Source organism: Ruegeria profundi (assembly GCF_049800715.1).
In the GTDB taxonomy this organism is placed as follows: Bacteria; Pseudomonadota; Alphaproteobacteria; order Rhodobacterales; family Rhodobacteraceae; genus Ruegeria; species Ruegeria profundi_A.
Genome location: NZ_JBNAFO010000010.1, coordinates 23,071 through 42,144, shown reverse-complemented (window position 1 = coordinate 42,144; position 19,074 = coordinate 23,071). Strand labels below are relative to the sequence as shown.

Below are 19,074 nucleotides of genomic sequence, written 5' to 3'. Positions count from 1 at the left end.
AGAATGTGGGTATGGAACAGACGGCAAAAGCACGCCTTATTGGCAAGCTAAAGGTCTTTGTCAGCACGGCAACGCTGATCGCTCTGACAGCTTTGGCTTGTTGGGGGATATATACACTGCCCGCCCCTCTTGTGGACCGCATGCTGGAATCGGATCTGCGCCATCACGCCCTACGCCTTGAAAAGAAGGTGGAAAGCCAGCTTTTTGACGTCAAGACCAGCTTCGAACGACATATCCTTAGCCAACATGATGAGGCTTTTCTAAGCTTGCTGCCCGAAACTTCGGATATCTACCACTTCAAGCTGTTCGATTCCTCGGGTGAGGTGTTCTGGTCGACCCGCGATGGTGATGTCGGTTCGGTGAATACCAAACCTTATTTCACGGACGTAGTGGCCATGGGCAACCTGTTCTACAAGCATGAGGAAAAGCCCATCGCCGAGGTGGATTCGCTAAACGCCGACCAGTTGGAGAATCTGGACAGCAACACCCGACATGTGGCCGAAATTTATACGCCGGTGATTCAGAGCGGAATGTTCCTCGGCGCGATTGAGTTCTATTCCGACATCACTGATGTGAGGAACCTGTTCATTGATCGGGTTCAAATGTCGCTGATTGCGATTAGTGCGGTGGTCCTGCTGGCGTTGACGGCAGTGATCCTGATCGTGCATCGCAACAATCGCAGGCAGTTGGGCGTGCTTCGCGTGCGTGCGCAGAAAGAACGAGAGTTGATGGATGACCAACTGCGCCTCGCGCGCGAGGTCCGACTGCTGGGCGAGTTGAATGAATGGCTGCAATCCAGCCGCTCGCTGGATGAGCTGTTCGACATGGTCTCACGTTTCATGACCCACATCCTGCCCGAGGCTGAGGGCAGTGTTTATGTCTATTCCAACTCGCGCGATGTTCTGGACGGATGCGCCAGTTGGAACGGTGGCACCCACAAGGCGCATATCCACCCCGAGGGCTGCTGGGGCTTACGCCGTGGACGGACCTATGAATTCGGTGCCTCCGAGATTGATTTTGTCTGCGAGCATGCCGAACCCCATGACGGGCGGGCCTATTTCTGTTTTCCAATTCTCGCTCATGGCGAAACGGTCGGCTTGTTGCACCTGCGCGCCCATGAGGGGAAGTGTGAGGCCTTTCACGCCAGCAAGAAACTGGCGCAGCTTTGTGCGGAACAGATCAGCATGGCGATTGCCAATGTGCGGATGCGTGATCAATTGCATGACCAGTCCGTGCGCGATCCTCTGACAGGATTGTTCAATCGACGCCACATGACCGACAGCCTCCGCCGGGGAATCAGTCGCAGCCAGCGGACCGGTGCGCCGCTCAGCCTGATCGCGGTGGATGTGGATCATTTCAAGAAGTTCAACGACACACATGGGCATGACGCGGGTGATATGGTTCTGCGCGCCGTGGGCGCCGCCTTGGAACAGGGGTGCGACCGCGATGAGATCGCTTGCCGAATCGGCGGCGAGGAGTTCATGCTGATTCTCCCCGACAACACGCCGGATGATACGGTGACACGGGCTGAAACCCTGCGCCAAGCGGTCGAGGCCGTGTCGGTCAGATATGGCGACAAGTCCCTGCCTCGGATCACGATCTCGGTTGGAGTAGCGCACTACCCTGCACATGGGACGATGCCGCAAGACTTGATGCGAGCGGCCGATGATGCCCTCTATTCAGCCAAGGATAACGGCCGAAATCAGGTTCGCGTTGCAAGTGGTCATACCGACTCGGCGGCTGAATGTCCGGGGCCAAAATCGCTCAAACAGAAGCCTGATGCGGCGTGATCCTCTTGCCGAATCGCAGCGCAGGTTGGATCAAACGCCATGGACCTGCACAGCACCTATCCCGGCATCGCCGACCTGAAACGCCGCGCCCGACGACGGCTTCCGCATTTTGTTTGGGAGTATACCGAAAGCGGAACAGGGACCGAAACGGCCATGCTTCGAAACCGAACGGCATTGGACTCGGTGCGGCTACTCCCCGCGATTCTAAAAGGTGAACTGGAATACGACACCAGCAAGCGCTTTCTGGGGCAGGACTGCCCACTTCCTTTCGGAATCGCGCCGATCGGCATGTCGGGTCTGATCTGGCCGGACGCAGAGGGCATTTTGGCGCGTGCGGCGGCGCAGGCCTCTCTGCCCTACACATTGTCAACGGTAGCCAGCCAATCCCCGGAGGATCTGGCCCCTCATCTGGGTAAAAACGCCTGGTTCCAGCTTTACCCGCCTAGGGACCCCGAGATTCGAGCAGATTTTCTGGCCCGCGCCCGACAGGCTGGATTTAAAACGTTAGTCCTGACGGCAGATGTTCCTTTCGCGTCCCGCAGAGAGCGTCAGACACGTTCAGGGCTGACCCATCCGCCAAGGCTGACGCCGAGATTGTTGGCCCAAGTCGCGCGGCGCCCCGCTTGGGCGTTTGGGATGCTGCGACAGGGCATGCCCAAAATGCGCACGTTGGACAAGTACATCGACAACACAATATCGATGCCGCTCACGGCCCATGTCGGATACTTGCTGCGCACGTCACCGGACATGGAATACGTCAAACGGTTGCGCGATCAGTGGGATGGGCCCTTCGTAATCAAGGGAATCATGTGCCCAGACGATGCCGAAATGCTTGAGGAAGCCGGGGTGGACGCGCTTTGGGTCTCGAACCACGGAGGCCGTCAATTTGACGGTGCCCCCGCCAGCATCGAAGTTCTACCGGAGATTCGCAGCGCCACCGGACTGCCTCTGATCTTCGACAGCGGCGTCGAAGGCGGGTTGGACATCCTTCGCGCTTTGTCCAAGGGGGCAGATTTCGTCATGCTTGGACGGGCCTTTTTGTATGGCCTGGCGGCACTTGGCCCCAAAGGGCCAGCTCATGTGATTGATCTGTTACGGCAGGATATGCTCGCAAATATGGGACAGATGGGCCTTGCCGACCTGACCCAAATCAAGACGATTCATCACGAAGATTGATGCTGCGGCGCAGCAACGCTACAAGAAACGCGCGAACAATGGCCGTTTGCGAGCGTTAACATGCCGGTTATACCCAGAACCACTGATACACCTGCGCGTATTCTCCGCCTATGAACACGGCCGAAACACCAAGACCGGGACCCAAAATGACCGATTTCAAGAAGATCCTGATCGCCAATCGCGGCGAGATTGCCATTCGCGTGATGCGCGCAGCCAACGAGATGGGTAAACGCACCGTTGCGGTCTTTGCCGAAGAAGACAAGTTAGGCCTGCACCGCTTCAAGGCGGACGAAGCCTACCGAATTGGCGAAGGTCTTGGCCCTGTCGCGGCATATCTGTCGATTGACGAGATCATCCGCGTTGCCAAGGAATCGGGTGCGGACGCTATCCACCCTGGTTACGGTCTGCTATCCGAGAACCCGGACTTCGTGGATGCCTGTGTTCAGAACGGCATCACGTTCATCGGCCCTAAGGCCGAAACCATGCGCGCCCTAGGCGACAAGGCCAGTGCCCGCAAGGTTGCCATCGCCGCCGACGTGCCGGTTATTCCCGCCACCGAAGTTCTGGGCGATGACATGGCCGCGATCAAGAAAGAGGCGGTCGAGATCGGCTACCCTTTGATGTTAAAGGCCAGCTGGGGCGGCGGTGGACGCGGCATGCGCCCGATTCTGTCCGAGGATGAGCTGGAAGAGAAAGTTCTGGAAGGCCGCCGCGAAGCCGAGGCCGCATTTGGCAATGGCGAAGGCTATCTGGAAAAGATGATCACCCGTGCCCGTCACGTCGAGGTTCAGATCCTTGGTGACAAGCATGGTGAGATCTACCACCTGTATGAACGTGACTGCTCGGTCCAGCGCCGGAACCAGAAGGTCGTTGAGCGCGCCCCTGCCCCCTATCTGACCGAAGAACAACGCGCCGAGATTTGTGAACTGGGCCGCCGTATCTGCGCCCATGTGAACTATGAATGCGCAGGCACCGTCGAATTCCTGATGGATATGAACACCGGCAAGTTCTACTTCATCGAAGTGAACCCTCGCGTTCAGGTGGAACACACCGTCACCGAAGAGGTCACCGGCATCGACATCGTGCAGGCTCAGATCCTGATCGCCGAGGGCAAGACGCTGGCCGAGGCCACTGGCAAAGCTAATCAGGATGAGATCCGCCTGAATGGCCACGCACTGCAGACCCGTGTGACCACCGAAGACCCGCTGAACAACTTCATCCCGGACTATGGCCGCATCACCGCCTATCGCTCGGCCACAGGTATGGGGATCCGTCTGGACGGCGGCACCGCTTATGCGGGCGGCGTAATCACGCGCTACTATGACTCGCTGCTGACGAAGGTCACCGCTTGGGCACCGACGCCCGAAAAAGCGATTGCCCGGATGGACCGCGCCCTGCGTGAATTCCGCGTGCGCGGCGTCTCTACCAACATCGCATTTGTGGAGAACCTGCTGAAGCACCCGACCTTCCTGTCGAATGAATACACCACCAAGTTCATCGACGAGACGGCAGACCTGTTCGCCTTCAAAAAGCGCCGTGACCGGGGTACCAAGGTTCTGACCTATATCGCGGACATCACCGTCAACGGCCATCCCGAAACCAAGGATCGCCCCGAGCCGCGTGCTGATTTGAAAGAAGCAAAAGCCCCTGCCCAGAAAGCCGAGCCTCAGATGGGGACCCGCAACCTGCTGGAGCAAAAGGGCCCGCAAGCCGTGGCCGACTGGATGAAAGCCCAGCGTCAGCTACTGATCACCGACACTACGATGCGGGATGGTCACCAGTCGCTGCTGGCGACACGAATGCGCTCGATCGACATGATCAAGGTCGCGCCCAGCTATGCCGCGAACCTGCCGCAGCTGTTCTCGGTGGAATGCTGGGGTGGCGCGACGTTCGATGTGGCCTATCGCTTCCTGCAGGAGTGCCCTTGGCAGCGCCTGCGTGACCTGCGCGAGGGGATGCCGAACCTGATGACGCAGATGCTGCTTCGCGGCGCTAACGGTGTTGGCTATACCAACTACCCAGACAATGTGGTGCAGGAGTTCGTGCGCCAGGCCTCGCAAGGGATTGATGTGTTCCGCGTGTTCGACTCGCTCAACTGGGTTGAAAACATGCGCGTGGCGATGGATGCGGTCGTTGAAAGCGGCAAGATCTGTGAAGGCACCGTTTGCTATACTGGCGACATTCTGGACCCGGATCGCTCTAAATACGATCTGAAATACTATGTCGGCATGGCGAAAGAGCTGCGCGATGCAGGGGCGCATATTCTTGGCCTGAAAGACATGGCAGGTCTGTTGAAACCGGCCTCGGCCAAGATTCTGATCCGCGCGCTGAAGGAAGAGGTCGGCCTGCCGATCCACTTCCACACACATGACACCGCAGGCATCGCCAGCGCCACCATTCTTGCGGCGTCTGAGGCCGGCGTCGACGCGGTAGATTGCGCAATGGACAGCTTCTCGGGCAACACGTCACAGGCCACTCTGGGCACTGTGGTCGAAGCGCTGCGCCATACTGAGCGGGATACCGGCCTGGACATCAAATCGATCCGTGAGATCAGCGACTACTTCGAAGCCGTGCGTGGCCAGTACGCGGCCTTTGAATCCAGCCTGCAGGCTCCGGCTTCTGAGGTGTATCTGCACGAGATGCCAGGCGGTCAGTTCACCAACCTCAAGGCGCAAGCCCGTTCTCTGGGGCTGGAAGAGCGCTGGCACGAGGTCGCCCAGACCTATGCTGACGTGAACCAGATGTTTGGCGACATCGTGAAGGTGACGCCTTCATCCAAGGTTGTCGGTGACATGGCGCTGATGATGGTCAGCCAGGGCCTGACACGCGAAGAAGTGGAAAGCCCAACAACCGATGTGGCCTTCCCCGACTCGGTCGTGGACATGATGCGCGGCAACCTGGGCCAGCCTCCGGGCGGCTTCCCGCCTGCGATCCTTCAGAAGGTCCTCAAGGATGAGGCCCCCAATACCGAGCGCCCGGGCAGGAACGTACCCGCCGTCGATCTGGAGGCCACCCGCGCCGACCTGTCCAAGCAGCTGGATGGCAAAGAGGTCGATGACGAGGATCTGAACGGCTACCTGATGTATCCGAAGGTGTTCCTCGACTATATGGGCCGTCACCGCACCTATGGTCCTGTGCGCACCCTGCCGACACGCACCTTCTTCTACGGAATGGAGCCGGGCGAAGAGATCACTGCCGAGATTGATCCGGGCAAGACGCTGGAAATCCGTTGTCAGGCTATCGGTGAGACCGATGAGAAAGGCGAGGTCAAAGTGTTCTTCGAACTCAACGGCCAGCCCCGCGTCATTCGGGTGCCCAACCGCCTTGTAACGGCCACCACGCAGGCCCGCCCGAAGGCCGAGGTCGGCAATGCCAACCACATCGGCGCGCCGATGCCGGGTGTTGTGGCGACCGTTGCGGTCACCGCAGGCCAGGAAGTCAAGGAAGGCGATCTCCTGCTGACCATCGAGGCGATGAAGATGGAAACCGGCATCCACGCCGAACGCGACGCGGTCGTCGCTAGCGTTCATGTCCAACCCGGCGGCCAAATTGACGCAAAGGACCTGCTGGTCGAACTGGAATAACCAGTTTAGTTTTCAAAAGCACAAGGGCCGCTCGGGGAACCGGGCGGCCTTTTTCATACTCAGGAGGAACACGATGCTGTCCATCACCCCAGTCTACGCCTCTTTGTTGGCGATCCTTTACATTGTGCTGAGCTTTATGGTCATCAGCCAGCGCCGCAGTGACAAGGTCTCCTATGGCGATGGTGGCAAGCCGGACATGCTTAAGGTTATACGGACGCATTCCAATTTCATCGAATACACGCCTTTTGCCCTGCTGCTGATCACCCTGGTCGAACTTCAGGGCGCTGGGGCGCTGATGCTAAACCTATTGGGCATCTGTCTGTTGAGCGGTCGCCTGCTGCACGCCTACGGCTTTGGCCGCAGCCCGCAGATCGTGATTCTGCGCCAGATCGGGATGGTCCTGACCTTCACAGCTATCCTCGTTGCGGCAATTGCGAACCTCGTGTTGGCGCTTTGAGCCAAGCATCCGTTTTTTGGCGAAAGCCTATATTTTTCGACCCGAAGCGATCAAGCTACGACGGAAGGATGCCAACGGTTCCATTGGCCGCCTCCAGTTGAAATCAGAGCGTAGGAACAACGTTACAAACTGAGTAAATTAGCGGGTTGCGGGCCAAAAATTTTTGCCATATACGCCTGCTCATCCAGTTGGCCGTTGCCTAACGAACATAGACCAAAGTGTTCAAGGTAGCGCCCTAACTTTTGAAACTTAGCCTTTCGTGGCTTGATCTGAACAAAAAGATCTGGCTTTGCACTGAAGGACCAAGTTGAAAAAGTGCCCCTATAGCTCAGCTGGTAGAGCAACTGATTTGTAATCAGTAGGTCCGCGGTTCGAGTCCGTGTGGGGGCACCATAACCTAATGTTTTCAAGTGGTTTTTCGGGTTCATGCAACTGGAAGTGGAGCCTTTTGATATGGATTTACGGTTAACCAAAGGCCTCTTTAAGAGGGGAAAAGGTTACGCCGTTAGAGTCGCAGTTCCGACCGAATACCAACTGATTCTCGGTAAGAAAGAGATAGTCAGAGGACTTGGAACACAGGACTTGGCGGAGGCCTTGGTGCTTCATAAGGAAGCCATCGCCAAAATAGTGTCGTCTATAAGTGAGGGGGACGTCACCCCTACCGTTGGCGAAACAAACAAACGACGGCCTGCAAAACAAGGGGCAACCATCAGCGAAACAGCGCACCGGTGGTTGGCTGGGGCCGATGGAATCAAGAACGCAACGAAGGCAAGGTATCGGCAACACCTTGAGACCCTTGAGGTCTACACCGGGAACGTTGAGGTGACGCAGATCAACCGAGAGCTTGCTCTGAGGTTCATGGAGCATCTCAAAAGAACGCCTTCCGAGAGGACCGGAGAACTTCTCTCGGCGCGTTCATTACAGTCCTACCAATGCTGCCTAGCGTCCTACTGGCGTGTCTTGGATCACTGGGGTTTGGTTGATCCCGATGTTCGCAATCCCTTTTCGTCGCTTCTGCGACGTGTGGCGGGGCAGAAAAAGAAGGATGTGTTAGGGCGTGAAACCTTGTTGGAGATTGATCCGGATAAGGTATGTGTTGCCGCGTAGCTAAACGTATGGTTTGCGGAAACTGTCTGCGGATCCCCGGATTTCGGATTTGAGCACCGGCACAATGGCTACCAAGCCCTATAGGCGGAGATACAGGCGATAAGCCGAAGGCTCTGCTTCGCTGGTTCGAATTTCGTTCGGAGAACTAGCTACCATTATCGCTTTGAGCGCCATCTTGTTCATTCAAAAAATGATCGCACACGTGATCCATCAGGCGCTTACGAACTATGAGATCTTCCAGGCGGTTGTCTCTTCTTGTGATCGCGATAAATGGACCAGGCTCACTCAATATCGTTCCGACCTTTTCGCGTTCAGACAAACCCCTTAACTCCGACTTGCGAATTGAGGACGTATCAAGATCATCGCCAAGAAGACTTTCCAATCGATCACCATTTAACCAACTGGCATGTTCGACCATGACGGGAGGATCGTCTGGGTCTGAAACTAGTACCCCATCTTCGTCCTCAAAGTCCTCCGGAGAGAATACGGTTCCGCCAGAGAGTGGCGGGTTACCCACAAGGTTGGCTATCCCCTGTTGCTTCTGAAGAAGAGTCAAATAGTTGCTTAGGACCTGTTGTGCGGCAAAGACTTCAAGCAAGCTTTTCTCTGGAATCGTTGTCATGGCTCTGCGGTAAGCCTCTTCAAGCCAGGGAAGTTTAGCTCCTAGGTTTCGATATACTGCACCTGCATCTGCGACGCCCACAAAGCTGCGTCGCGCATCAGTCACAGATTCTAAAAACACGATCGCCCTGATCCCGCGCAATTCTGCCATCAAGACCGATAAAATGAACAATCGTGAGTCCAGCCATTCGTTTCCTCGCCCAAGGTCGACAACGGCGTAGTCTGCCTTGTCAGAGGCCTCCAATTGCTCGCGGAACATTGCTGAAGTAGAGTCAATAACATGGGCGGCAGTGCCGCTTTTTCTGTAGTCCATTCTATTGTCTGAGTACTGTATTTTCGCTTCTTGGGCCTTAGATTCCGAAAGCTCCAGGGCGAAGCTTCCAAAAGATACCCTTGTGACATTGGGAAGCGTACGTTTTGCAATTGATGAAATCTGATCTCTGTAGGCCAACAACAATATGAGGGCGACCACCGGCCAAGCTATTGTCGAAACGAAATTCACGAGATCGAATTGCGAACCATTTGATGCTGCGCTCGCTGTATCCGCCGACTTGCCGATCACACAATGACAAAGCGGCAGAAGATGTGAAGTAGAAATATCCGCCATCAATCATCCTCACAAATAACGTAAGCATACCTCAAATCGGAACTTTTCCAAACCAAGGACACAACCGATGATGCTCACGACGATCCAGGAGCGTTGGTATCTGGTTGGCACGGCAACTCGCGTCATGAGCGTTAATACGGTTACCAATAGACCAAGCTGAGTGAACAGATACTGCGACGCGATGCTTACTCCGCTGTATTTGAGTTCTTACCGCGGCGGGTCATTGGGTTCTTTATGAGCTCTCGGGTGTCAGTATGAAATCGCGTGAAAGTAGAAATTTAGGGCATTTTATGTTAACGTCTGGACATATTTTCAATGAACTTTTTGGAGAAAAACTATGAGCAAAGGGAAAAGCCTGAGCATTAATGAGGCACGCAATTTAGTCGAAGCTGCAGCTGGCGTAACAATATTTGGCCAACGAATTAAAGAGGGGTCATCAAACAAACGTAGCAGCCTCGGCCGAGGTTTATGGGAGACTCATTTCCCGATCTTGTGGTGTTTTTGTGTGCAAGACTCGCCCAACAACCCGTGCCCATGCACTGGGCCAATAGTCTGGATCCCGCACAATTCAGTGGTCAAATCAGAGCAATCCAAGTTTCGCAGCGAGGCTGACGAAACTATTGATCAAATTGTGGTCCACAGAAATACAATGATCGTTGTCGAAGGAGACTCGCGAGTTTCCATTGAGCACTTTTTGCAGAATCCCCGTGGTGGTGGCGATTGCGGGTGTGGCAAAAAACAATATGCAGATGTCCAAGATGTATTGTCGGCTGGAAGAAAGGCGCTCGATCAACTCCGACGTGTTGACGAAATACTGTATCAACGAGCCAAGCAATCAGCCAATCAAGCAAATATTGACGTTCACCGAATTGTAACTTCGCCTTGGATATCCCAAGGACGCCAAATTGCCGAGAATGCTCTCTGCCATCTTGCAATCGAAGCCCAGTCTGGAAACGTTCCGAGCGTGGATGGCATGTTGAATAATATTCAACGACAAAGCGAGGCTTTGAGTCGATTGGAAGATAGGCTGCTCGGCAGCCAGCCACAAACGCAAGCCAGTGACGATTGCGCATCTGAAGCAGGGTGGGCTGGTGCTAGTATCGCATTTGGGATCGGGGCATGCGCAGCAAGCTTGGGGTTTGGGTGCTTTGCCAGCGCGGTTTTTGCAGTGAAGGCACTGGACGACGCCACTGAGGCCTGTCAGTGATTAAGTTGGTCAACGACATTTTGAGTGACTTATCAAATTGATTGACTTGTCGGAGCACTATGGAAAATCCACAGTAACTTCGACAGGTCCAGTTAGAGTGTTGTACCGAGAAAGCTGATGACCCAACGGTCGTAAGTCGGGCGGTGGGCGACGCCGCAAATCTCAACTGCGGATAAGTAAGTCATAGGCCAGTTCCTCTTGATCGATAATCACGAGATCAGGATCGCACGAAACCAGACACAGTAAGATGCACGCCTGTTTAACTCATTCAAAGCCAGCGAGCAGACAAGGTACTTTGTTCGATGGCCAGACGTCCACTGAGAGGTGTACCATTAGAGAACATTCTGTTGACCTGCCCGAAGAACAAATGGTTTGTCGGGGGAAAGAGTCCGAAGGTCAGTTCAGATGGCGTCGAAATGGGTAGGTATCAACCTGGCCCCTATGCCAAAGGTTCAAGGCTTCAAGGCCGTGGCGGTCCTATTCATTGGTTACCCAACACGACACGGGGAACAAACGACTACAAGAACGCCACCCACCTGATTTACCTCTACAACCAGTACATCAATTCAAACATCTTGAGTTTTCTCGGGGCTGGATCAGTCAGCCAAGACGACTACGCACTCACAGAATTGATCCAGTGGGTTTGGCGGTCTCGGATCAGGGACAAGAAACCTATCACGCTGTACCTGCCCAGCCGCAGGATGCGAAACCTCTTTCTGAGTTGGCTTTGGGAAGACAAGATTCCAACCCAAATTCTCGACTCTGTAAATCAGTGAGGCAATTCCGGACCTCATCCACATTCAACTAAGACATTTAGAAAATTGGAAATTACCTATGGAGTATGTCTCAAAATACGCGACCATCATCCCATTGCTGGTTGAATATTTTTCGCTGGCGAAAGCCGGTCCCTATCATCCGCTTCAAGTCCGCAATGACCTGAACCTGTCCCAGAACTTCTGGCGTGTCGCAATGAAGTCCTTTGTATACCCTGAGGGTAGCGAGGGACGCAAAGCCTTAGCCTCTGTCGGGGTCGTTGTGATCCCAGAAGCCTTGCAACGCCTCAGAAGCGGTAAAGTCAGGGTTAACTCGCTGTTGCTCAAGGACGGTACCGGGAGTGGCTAAGCTGCCTTTGTCTACCATCCCGGCAGGAAGAGGTAGCGCAGCTTCACGCGAGGCACTCAGGCAACGGCGTGTTGCTCAAGAACGTGCAAACAAGGATCGAAAGTGTTCAGTCGTAGGCTGCAAAAACAAACGCCACAACTTGTCCAGTTATTGCCGGGGTCACTATCAGCGAAATCGTAGATACGGTCATCCAACGGGACGCTTGCCGACCCAAGGTGAACTCAGGGTCATCGAAAACGCTATCAAAGATTGGCTCGAAGACGACTACCTCTCAACCGACTTTGCTAAACGATCCTTTAAGTCCTCTTGGGGTTCAGCCCAGCGCACAATTACCCACAGCCCTTCATATGCTTTGCCATTCTTTCGGCTTGAGGGGGACATGGGCTACACCCAAATGCAACACCAAATGTCGCAATGAAAGCTGTGTAAAACTCCAAAGGAGTTGAGAAAACAAGGTGCTGAACAACCTCAAACATAGGTGATTCCTTAATTTCGCTGTCGAGTGCGAAAGCTTCCATTATGTGTTGTGATCTAAATATGTGCTTTCAACCACCGGGAGCGATCTGCCTATAGTTAGGCCTAAAAGCTGGCTTCATTATCTCGCGTCTGGTTACTTCGTCTGGGTAAATTGGAAGGAAAGGCGAGTAACACTCTCAGTGGCGTCTTCGCGGCGCCTCAATTCCGCGCTTGAAGCTTTAGGATAGCTTGCGAGCGCTCGGCTTCCGTTTCCCAATCTGCAATCGAAGCTACAGGAACCAACATTAAGCCAGACACTTGGCCCAGCTGCTTCCCGCGTAGAATCTCTGCTTCTTCTTGTGCGACCATGAGCTTGAAAAGACGGTCAAACGCTTTGACCGCATGCTCGGACTCCGCCTTCGTAACGTCAGCTTGGGCCATATAGTCTTCGAACGCTGTTTTTAGCTGCTCCAGCGTATTGCACTCACTGAACCGAACAGGACGAATACGCTTAGACTTTTCGTTGAATAGAGTGCGGGCAGCATCGGCGTCGCCACCTTGCGCCTGTAGTAACAACGCGTCGTTAACTCTGGCTTCTTGTTCGGGCGTCACTGCAACTGTCTCCTTTTTTTTTTGGGTCATTCTACGACAGTTTTACAGTTGTCGCACTGCGCAAAAGTCAGTCGCCCCACTTAATGGATAATGAAAAACAATCTTATTTTTCATGGGCTTGAAGTTCATTTTTTATTACAATGATCGCAAGAAAAGCAAAGGGTATGATCAGAGGGCTGTTAGGCGGCCGCTGGAAGCTGTTTCCTGGACATAACCCGCAATCTTGCCGTCAGGTTCACGCGGACCTCTGCAACTGAGGCAGTAGCAGTGATGCAATGCCAGCTTGCACCGCGCCTTGCGTTGTCTTTGTCCGAGGAAGTCCTTGAGCACATGTCCTTCGATCAACCACGGTTTGCTGCTGGTATCGGCCGCAAGTCCGTTGTTCCCAATCCAGCGAATGACGGTTTGGCGATGACATCCTAAAACGTCCGCCACCTCCCAGGCCTTATAGACAAGGTGCGATTTGACTTTGTGTGAGGGAAAGGACTTTGCCATTACACACCCTCCCCGGAAATCGGTCCGCATGTATTCTGGCAGACCTGCGCCTCCTCAAAGGCTTCGATCACGCCTTCATCGTATAAAACGCGTGCGCCGATCTTCAAAAACCTAGGGCCCTTTCCGAGCCAGCGCCACTGCTCCAGCGTCCGCGGCGACATGTGCCAGCGTTCCGCCAGCTGATCTTGTGTCAACTTGGGCATATCAACCTCAATTGCTCACTGCGGCACGAGGAAGTTCGGTCCGCTTCTGTTGAACAAGTGAGGGTTCGGATCTCTAAAATCTGAGGGCGCCGCCAATAAAGGCGTGACACATGCCAGGGCTAAATCATTGAAATTATGTGACTTGAATCAGAAAGGTGTGACCCATCCGCAAAATGCGTAACCTTGCCACCCAAATCGCAGGGAGTCAGCGGCTGCAAATGACCCGAAAGCTGACGTTAATCAAAAATGCCTGGAAGACGGCTTCGAGCCCAATCTGGACATTGACGAAAGGCTATGCGCACTGTGAATCATGTCACTGACGAAAGACCTGCAGCAAATTCTAGAAACTGCTCTGCCAATCGATCCCAGCTTTCGTCGGATCGATAAGGCCGTGATAGATAGCTGCATTAGCGAAACCCAGCGATACGCCTGGGACGGCTCCGTCGAAGCCTTCCTGATGTCCGCGATGCGCCTATTGGCGCTCCCTCAAAATGGGCACACAAGGCTGATCCCGAATGATGCGATCTCGGTGCTGCCGCTGAGGTTTGTGAGCGTGGGGCGTTCTGTGCAAGTTTTCGGGGCAGCACCGGGGGTAATTGCACCGCGAGGAAAATTGATAGCAATCAACGGTGCAGCTTTGAGCCAGATTGAAGCCGCAGCAAAGAATTTTCTGGCGGGAACTCGCCAAAGGAAGGGGGTCATCGGTCCGATCCTTTATGCGTGGCCGTACGCTTTGGCCCGTTTGGTTTTTTGTCATACGGTAAAGCGACCGAATATCGTGTACAGGACGAAAACGGTCAGATAGCGAATCTGAAACTGGCAAATGAACTTACAGTTCCTGGATCGATACTCTACCCGAGAAACGAGCACGGCAAGGCTGATCCAGCTTGGGAGCCCAAAACATTTGTGGAAATACAGGACTGGCAAGAGCTTGGGCTATCAATAGTGCTACCAAGCTTCTTTGATCCGAATGAAAGTGCGCTACCCAAAGCAATCTCAGCCGCAGTGGAACGTGTGTGCGCCGGCTTGACCAAAACACTATTGATTGACGTTCGCGGAAACACTGGTGGCGACTTTTGTCTAGCAATGCCATTGATCGACGCGATCTCGCAAAGCGCGAGTAGTCAGGTTGTTGTGATTGTCGATAAATTCACATTCTCCGCAGCGATAGTGTTTGTAGCCATCCTTAAACATCGATTGGGAAAGCGGCTCAAACTCGTAGGCGAAGAAATGGGCGATGGGTTGACGTTTTACGCCGAGGGTGGGTTGCTGGAATTGACGGCTAGCGGAGCGGTCGTACGATACTCATCAGCCTTTCACGACTGGAAGAATGGAACGTCTGACGAAACTACACCCCCCGAGATAGCGAGACAAATCGTACCGGCAGAAGCACTGAGTTTGGATTTAGAATGGATCGCATGGCCTACTGCTGTGGATGCGAACGTCGCGTTCTATCAACAAGTTCTCAAAAGAGTGAGCGACTAGACGAACGGCCGGTAAGCACGCGATGCGTCCTTCACGAAGTTTCGACGAGCGGCTGTAAAGAGCCCAACCCGGACATCTGGCAAAACAGGCTCCGATGGGTGCATGAGAGCGCCTTGCGCCAAATTGGAACAACCAAGACTGCCTCGAAATTGCGAGCTGCTCTAAGCTCTAAGTTATTGCCCAACAGAGTCTACAGCACTATTGTTGTAGCGCTAAGCAGGGAAAATTTTTTTCATATAACTATCAGAAATATGAAAAATTATTATAGCTTAATCTCAAAATCTTTACAAAAGCAAATGAGATAAGAAAAGAAGTTTACAAAATTTTGCTTCAATTCCAGTAATTTGTTGTGAAATTTTCCTTCGGTTTCTCATTATTGTCTTGCACATAAGTGCGCTTTCGTCTGCTGGAAGAGGAGCCAAACGACGAAAGAAAGGGAAATGGGAGGAATTAATGACCAATAAATCTGTCACACGCCGCGGCGTGTTGAAATCTGGTGCCGTCGCAGGTACCGGTCTGGCCCTGCCTACGATCTTTACGGCTTCGTCGGCTGCTGCTTACACCAACGAACCTACTGGAGGGTCCGTAACCCTCGGTTTCAACGTACCCCAGACCGGGCCGTACGCCGAAGAGGGTAATGATGAGCTGCTGGCGCAACAGTTGGCCGTCGAACATCTCAATGGTGAGGGAGATGGAGGTTGCTTGAATACCTTCACCTCGAAGGCGCTTAAAGGCAACGGTATCCTTGGTAAGAAGGTCGAGTTCGTTACAGGCGACACGCAGACCAAATCAGACGCTGCACGTGCGTCGGCGAAGTCGATGATCGAAAAAGACGGTGCCATCATGATAAACGGCGGCTCGTCATCCGGCGTGGCCGTTGCTGTGCAGGGCCTCTGTCAAGAAGCAGGCGTGATCTTCATGGCAGGCCTGACCCACGCCAACGACACAACTGGCAAAGACAAGAAGGCCAATGGTTTCCGCCATTTCTTCAACGCTTACATGTCGGGAGCAGCGCTCGCGCCAGTGTTGGCCGCCGAGATGGGCAAAGAGCGCCGCGCTTATCACCTGACAGCTGACTACAACTGGGGCTGGACCCAGGAGGAGTCGATTGTTGCTTCGACCGAAGCCTTGGGATGGGAAACTGTCAACACTGTCAAAACACCGCTCGCCTCGACGGACTTCTCGTCCTACATCACCCCCGTATTGAACTCGGGTGCTGATGTTCTGGTTCTGAACCACTACGGCGGTAACATGGTGAACTCGCTCACCAACGCAATTCAGTTCGGCTTGCTCGACAAAGTTGCCAACGGAAAGGACTTCAAGATCGTCGTTCCGCTGTACTCGGAACTAATGGCCGCTGGTGCGGGCGAGAACATCAAGGGCGTGCTGGGTTCCATGAACTGGAACTGGCAGCTGCAAGATGAGGGCACCAAGGCTTTCGTGAAGTCGTTCGGTGAGAAGTACGGTAAACCGCCGTCCAACTCTGCACAGACATGCTACGCACAAGTTCTGCTTTATGCTGATGCCTGTGAGCGTGCTGGTACATTCAACCCATGCGGTGTTGTTGAAGCTCTGGAAGACTTCGAGTTCGACGGTCTAGGCAACGGCCCGACCTGGTATCGCGGCGCCGACCACCAGTGCTTCAAAGACGTGTTGGTTGTTCGTGGTAACGAAAACCCGACCAACGCCTACGACACTCTGGAAATCGTCGAGATCACGCCACGTGCGCAGGTCGAATACGACCCCGAGCATCCGATGTTCTCGGGTGGCTCACTGGGTGAGTGTAATCCGGGCGCGTAATTCCGCGTGTCTGAGTCTGGCCGCCACAGCGGCGGCCAGACATCTGCAACAGGGTTGATCCTGTTACACCACTCAATTCACACTGACCAACCCTGAGGTGGGGCCAATGGACGCCATCCTATTGCAAATTTTGAACGGTCTGGACAAAGGGTCGGCCTATGCGTTGATTGCGCTGGGGCTAACGCTCATTTTTGGAACGCTGGGCGTAGTGAACTTCGCCCACGGAGCACTGTTCATGATCGGTGCGTTCTGTGCCGTTACTCTGCAAAAGCTCATGAACCTGAGCTTTGTGACCATCGACGAGAGTCAGACCGACTTCCTAGGTAACCCTCTGAAGGTTGAAACACCCTACGTCGAGGCTTGGTTCGGCCCAGAGACCGGTGCGACGATCATCGATTGGTCTGTTCCACTGGCTGTCTTGTTTGCGATCCCGATCATGCTAGCAGTGGGCTACGTGATGGAACGCGGGTTAATCAAGCACTTCTACAAACGTCCTCACGCTGACCAGATCCTTGTAACGTTTGGTCTGGCGATCGTGTTGCAGGAAATCGTGAAGTATTTCTTCGGCGCCAATCCAATCCAAACTCCACCGCCTGACGCGCTGAGCGGTTCCATCGATCTTGGCATAATGGTTGGCTTTGACCCTAACGCCATAATCTATCCAATTTGGCGTCTTGTGTACTTCGGATTTGCCGTTGCGATTATCGGTGCTGTTTTCTCATTCCTGCAATTCACCACGTTTGGCATGGTCGTGCGCGCTGGGATGGCGGACCGCGAGACCGTAGGTTTGCTGGGTATCAATATCGACCGGCGCTTTACGATTATGTTCGGTATCGCTGCCGCAGTGGCCGGTTTGGCCGGTGTAATGTACGGGCCGTTAAACCCGCCAAATTATCACATGGGTATGGACTTTCTGGTCCTAAGTTTCGTTGTGGTTGTTGTCGGCGGCATGGGCTCGCTGCCCGGAGCCGTGCTGGCTGGCTTTCTATTGGGCATCCTAGAGAGTTTTGCTTCAACAACCTGGGCCACCACGACTATCCCCGGGATTAACCAAATCATCATCTACCTTGTTGCCATCATTGTGCTGCTGACACGCCCGCGTGGGTTGATGGGACGCAAAGGCGTGATGGAGGAATAATCGATGTTTGGACTGAACAAAAAAGACACCAGCCTTCTGATCATCGTCGGCCTTCTCACCCTGCTGGCCCCGTTCATCCTGAACCCGTTCCCCGAAGGCAGCGCCATGGCGCAATTTAACGCGGGTTATCCGGACTTGATGCAGCGCTTCGTGATCTTCGGCATCTTTGCCATCGGGTTCAACATTCTATTCGGCCTTACAGGATACCTGTCATTCGGTCACGCAGCCTTTTTGGGTGTCGGATCGTATTCAGCCGTGTGGATGTTCAAGTTGCTGAGCTACAACATCATTCCGGCGATTGCGCTCAGTGTTGTGGTCGCCGGGGTGTTCTCACTGTTGATTGGCTATGTCAGTCTACGTCGGTCGGGCATCTACTTTTCGATCCTGACTCTGGCATTTGCGCAAATGAGTTTTGCATTGGCCTACTCTGTCTTGTCGAATCCCAAGTTCAACCTCACCAACGGTGAGACTGGTTTGCAGGTTTACGCAGACGATCCACAAATCTTGCAAGGTGCCAACTCTCCGGACCTGCCACATCTATTCGGGCTGCCGATGCGCGCAACCTATACTATGGACGTGGGTGCGTGGAGTTTTGATTTTAACGCGGGATACTATCTGTGTGCGATAATCATGATGGTGGTATTCTACCTGTCCATCCGCATCTTCCGCTCGCCCTTTGGCATGATGCTAAGGGCTGTCAAATCAAACCAGCAACGGATGAACTATACCGGCCTAAACTCAAAGCCCTACACGCTGGCGGCGTTTGTTATTTCTGGCATGTATGCCGGTCTAGCTGGTGGTCTAATGGCCGCAATGGACCCGCTGGCAGGCGCAGAGCGTATGCAGTGGACTGCTTCGGGTGAGGTCGTTTTGATGACGATCCTCGGTGGTACAGGTACTTTGATCGGTCCAGTACTCGGTGCGGGCTTTATCAAATACTTCGAGAATATTTTCTCGAAGATCAACGATAACGTGTTGCACAGTTGGTTTGCATTCCTGCCTGACGGTTTAGAGGACGCGGTCGTGTTCGTGATCCATCCGTTCATTGGAAAAGGTTGGCATCTGACGCTTGGCATCCTTTTCATGCTGGTCGTAATCTACCTGCCGGGTGGTCTTGTCGAGGGTGGTCAGCGTTTGCTTAACCGGATGAAGCGCAAGAAATCAAAAGCTGACGATGCAAAGTCAGGCAAAACAGAACCGGCGGAATAAGGGGC

Annotated in this window: 17 protein-coding genes and 1 tRNA gene; 14 read left to right on the top strand and 4 right to left on the bottom strand. The window is 53.9% G+C overall.

Annotated features, from left to right (window positions below; all coding sequences use genetic code 11):
• Window positions 1–11: 11 nt before the first annotated feature.
• The 6 genes from ACP15L_RS16015 to ACP15L_RS15990 all read left to right on the top strand — a co-directional run bounded on the left by ACP15L_RS16015 (window position 12) and on the right by ACP15L_RS15990 (window position 8,114).
• A complete protein-coding gene (locus tag ACP15L_RS16015) occupies window positions 12–1,790 on the top strand; it encodes a sensor domain-containing diguanylate cyclase (protein ID WP_425084953.1) in 1,779 nt (592 codons plus the stop codon).
• A gap of 39 nt (window positions 1,791–1,829) precedes the next feature.
• Entirely contained in the window at window positions 1,830–2,966 is a 1,137-nt protein-coding gene (locus tag ACP15L_RS16010; RefSeq protein WP_425084952.1) for an alpha-hydroxy acid oxidase, read from the top strand.
• Between the two features lie 146 nt (window positions 2,967–3,112).
• Window positions 3,113–6,550, top strand: a complete 3,438-nt coding sequence (locus tag ACP15L_RS16005; protein WP_425084951.1) for a pyruvate carboxylase — start codon at window positions 3,113–3,115, stop codon at window positions 6,548–6,550.
• A gap of 73 nt (window positions 6,551–6,623) precedes the next feature.
• Entirely contained in the window at window positions 6,624–7,007 is a 384-nt protein-coding gene (locus ACP15L_RS16000) for an MAPEG family protein (protein ID WP_425084950.1), read from the top strand.
• 317 nt (window positions 7,008–7,324) lie between these two features.
• Window positions 7,325–7,400 (top strand) — tRNA-Thr (locus ACP15L_RS15995).
• A 33-nt stretch (window positions 7,401–7,433) separates the two neighbouring features.
• The gene (locus ACP15L_RS15990) at window positions 7,434–8,114 is read left to right on the top strand and encodes a DUF6538 domain-containing protein (protein WP_425084949.1); all 681 of its coding nucleotides are present in this window, start codon (window positions 7,434–7,436) and stop codon (window positions 8,112–8,114) included.
• Window positions 8,115–8,259: 145 nt separating this feature from the next.
• On the opposite strand, the gene ACP15L_RS15985 is transcribed toward ACP15L_RS15990, so the two are convergent.
• Window positions 8,260–9,342, bottom strand: a complete 1,083-nt coding sequence (locus tag ACP15L_RS15985) for a hypothetical protein (protein ID WP_425084948.1) — start codon at window positions 9,340–9,342, stop codon at window positions 8,260–8,262.
• 337 nt (window positions 9,343–9,679) lie between these two features.
• Here ACP15L_RS15985 and ACP15L_RS15980 point away from each other — a divergent pair, with 337 nt between their 5' ends.
• The 3 genes from ACP15L_RS15980 to ACP15L_RS15970 all read left to right on the top strand — a co-directional run bounded on the left by ACP15L_RS15980 (window position 9,680) and on the right by ACP15L_RS15970 (window position 11,671).
• A complete protein-coding gene (locus tag ACP15L_RS15980; protein ID WP_425084947.1) occupies window positions 9,680–10,549 on the top strand; it encodes a hypothetical protein in 870 nt (289 codons plus the stop codon).
• A gap of 302 nt (window positions 10,550–10,851) precedes the next feature.
• Window positions 10,852–11,325, top strand: a complete 474-nt coding sequence (locus tag ACP15L_RS15975; protein ID WP_425084946.1) for a hypothetical protein — start codon at window positions 10,852–10,854, stop codon at window positions 11,323–11,325.
• Window positions 11,326–11,383: 58 nt separating this feature from the next.
• On the top strand, window positions 11,384–11,671 hold the full coding sequence (locus tag ACP15L_RS15970; protein ID WP_425084945.1) for a hypothetical protein: 288 nt from the start codon (window positions 11,384–11,386) through the stop codon (window positions 11,669–11,671).
• Window positions 11,672–12,346: 675 nt separating this feature from the next.
• On the opposite strand, the gene ACP15L_RS15965 is transcribed toward ACP15L_RS15970, so the two are convergent.
• From ACP15L_RS15965 to ACP15L_RS15955, 3 genes are all read right to left on the bottom strand, one after another.
• Window positions 12,347–12,769, bottom strand: a complete 423-nt coding sequence (locus ACP15L_RS15965; protein ID WP_425084944.1) for a hypothetical protein — start codon at window positions 12,767–12,769, stop codon at window positions 12,347–12,349.
• Between the two features lie 138 nt (window positions 12,770–12,907).
• A complete protein-coding gene (locus ACP15L_RS15960) occupies window positions 12,908–13,234 on the bottom strand; it encodes a helix-turn-helix domain-containing protein (protein ID WP_425084943.1) in 327 nt (108 codons plus the stop codon).
• On the bottom strand, window positions 13,234–13,437 hold the full coding sequence (locus ACP15L_RS15955) for a helix-turn-helix domain-containing protein (protein ID WP_058272705.1): 204 nt from the start codon (window positions 13,435–13,437) through the stop codon (window positions 13,234–13,236). The genes ACP15L_RS15960 and ACP15L_RS15955 overlap by 1 nt, the downstream gene beginning before the upstream one ends.
• Before the next feature lie 310 nt (window positions 13,438–13,747).
• Between ACP15L_RS15955 and ACP15L_RS15950 the strand changes: the two genes are divergently transcribed.
• From ACP15L_RS15950 to ACP15L_RS15930, 5 genes are all read left to right on the top strand, one after another.
• Window positions 13,748–14,242, top strand: coding sequence for a hypothetical protein (locus ACP15L_RS15950; RefSeq protein WP_425084942.1), 495 nt, complete (start codon window positions 13,748–13,750; stop codon window positions 14,240–14,242).
• Window positions 14,158–14,922: a hypothetical protein gene (locus tag ACP15L_RS15945; protein ID WP_425084941.1), complete on the top strand. Its 765-nt coding sequence runs from the start codon at window positions 14,158–14,160 to the stop codon at window positions 14,920–14,922. The genes ACP15L_RS15950 and ACP15L_RS15945 overlap by 85 nt, the downstream gene beginning before the upstream one ends.
• A gap of 453 nt (window positions 14,923–15,375) precedes the next feature.
• Window positions 15,376–16,722, top strand: coding sequence for a substrate-binding protein (locus ACP15L_RS15940; RefSeq protein WP_170659324.1), 1,347 nt, complete (start codon window positions 15,376–15,378; stop codon window positions 16,720–16,722).
• A gap of 106 nt (window positions 16,723–16,828) precedes the next feature.
• The gene (locus tag ACP15L_RS15935; protein ID WP_170764849.1) at window positions 16,829–17,860 is read left to right on the top strand and encodes a branched-chain amino acid ABC transporter permease; all 1,032 of its coding nucleotides are present in this window, start codon (window positions 16,829–16,831) and stop codon (window positions 17,858–17,860) included.
• 3 nt (window positions 17,861–17,863) lie between these two features.
• Window positions 17,864–19,069 (top strand): branched-chain amino acid ABC transporter permease, encoded by a 1,206-nt coding sequence (locus ACP15L_RS15930; RefSeq protein ID WP_425084940.1) that lies wholly within the window; start codon window positions 17,864–17,866, stop codon window positions 19,067–19,069.
• Window positions 19,070–19,074: the final 5 nt, after the last annotated feature.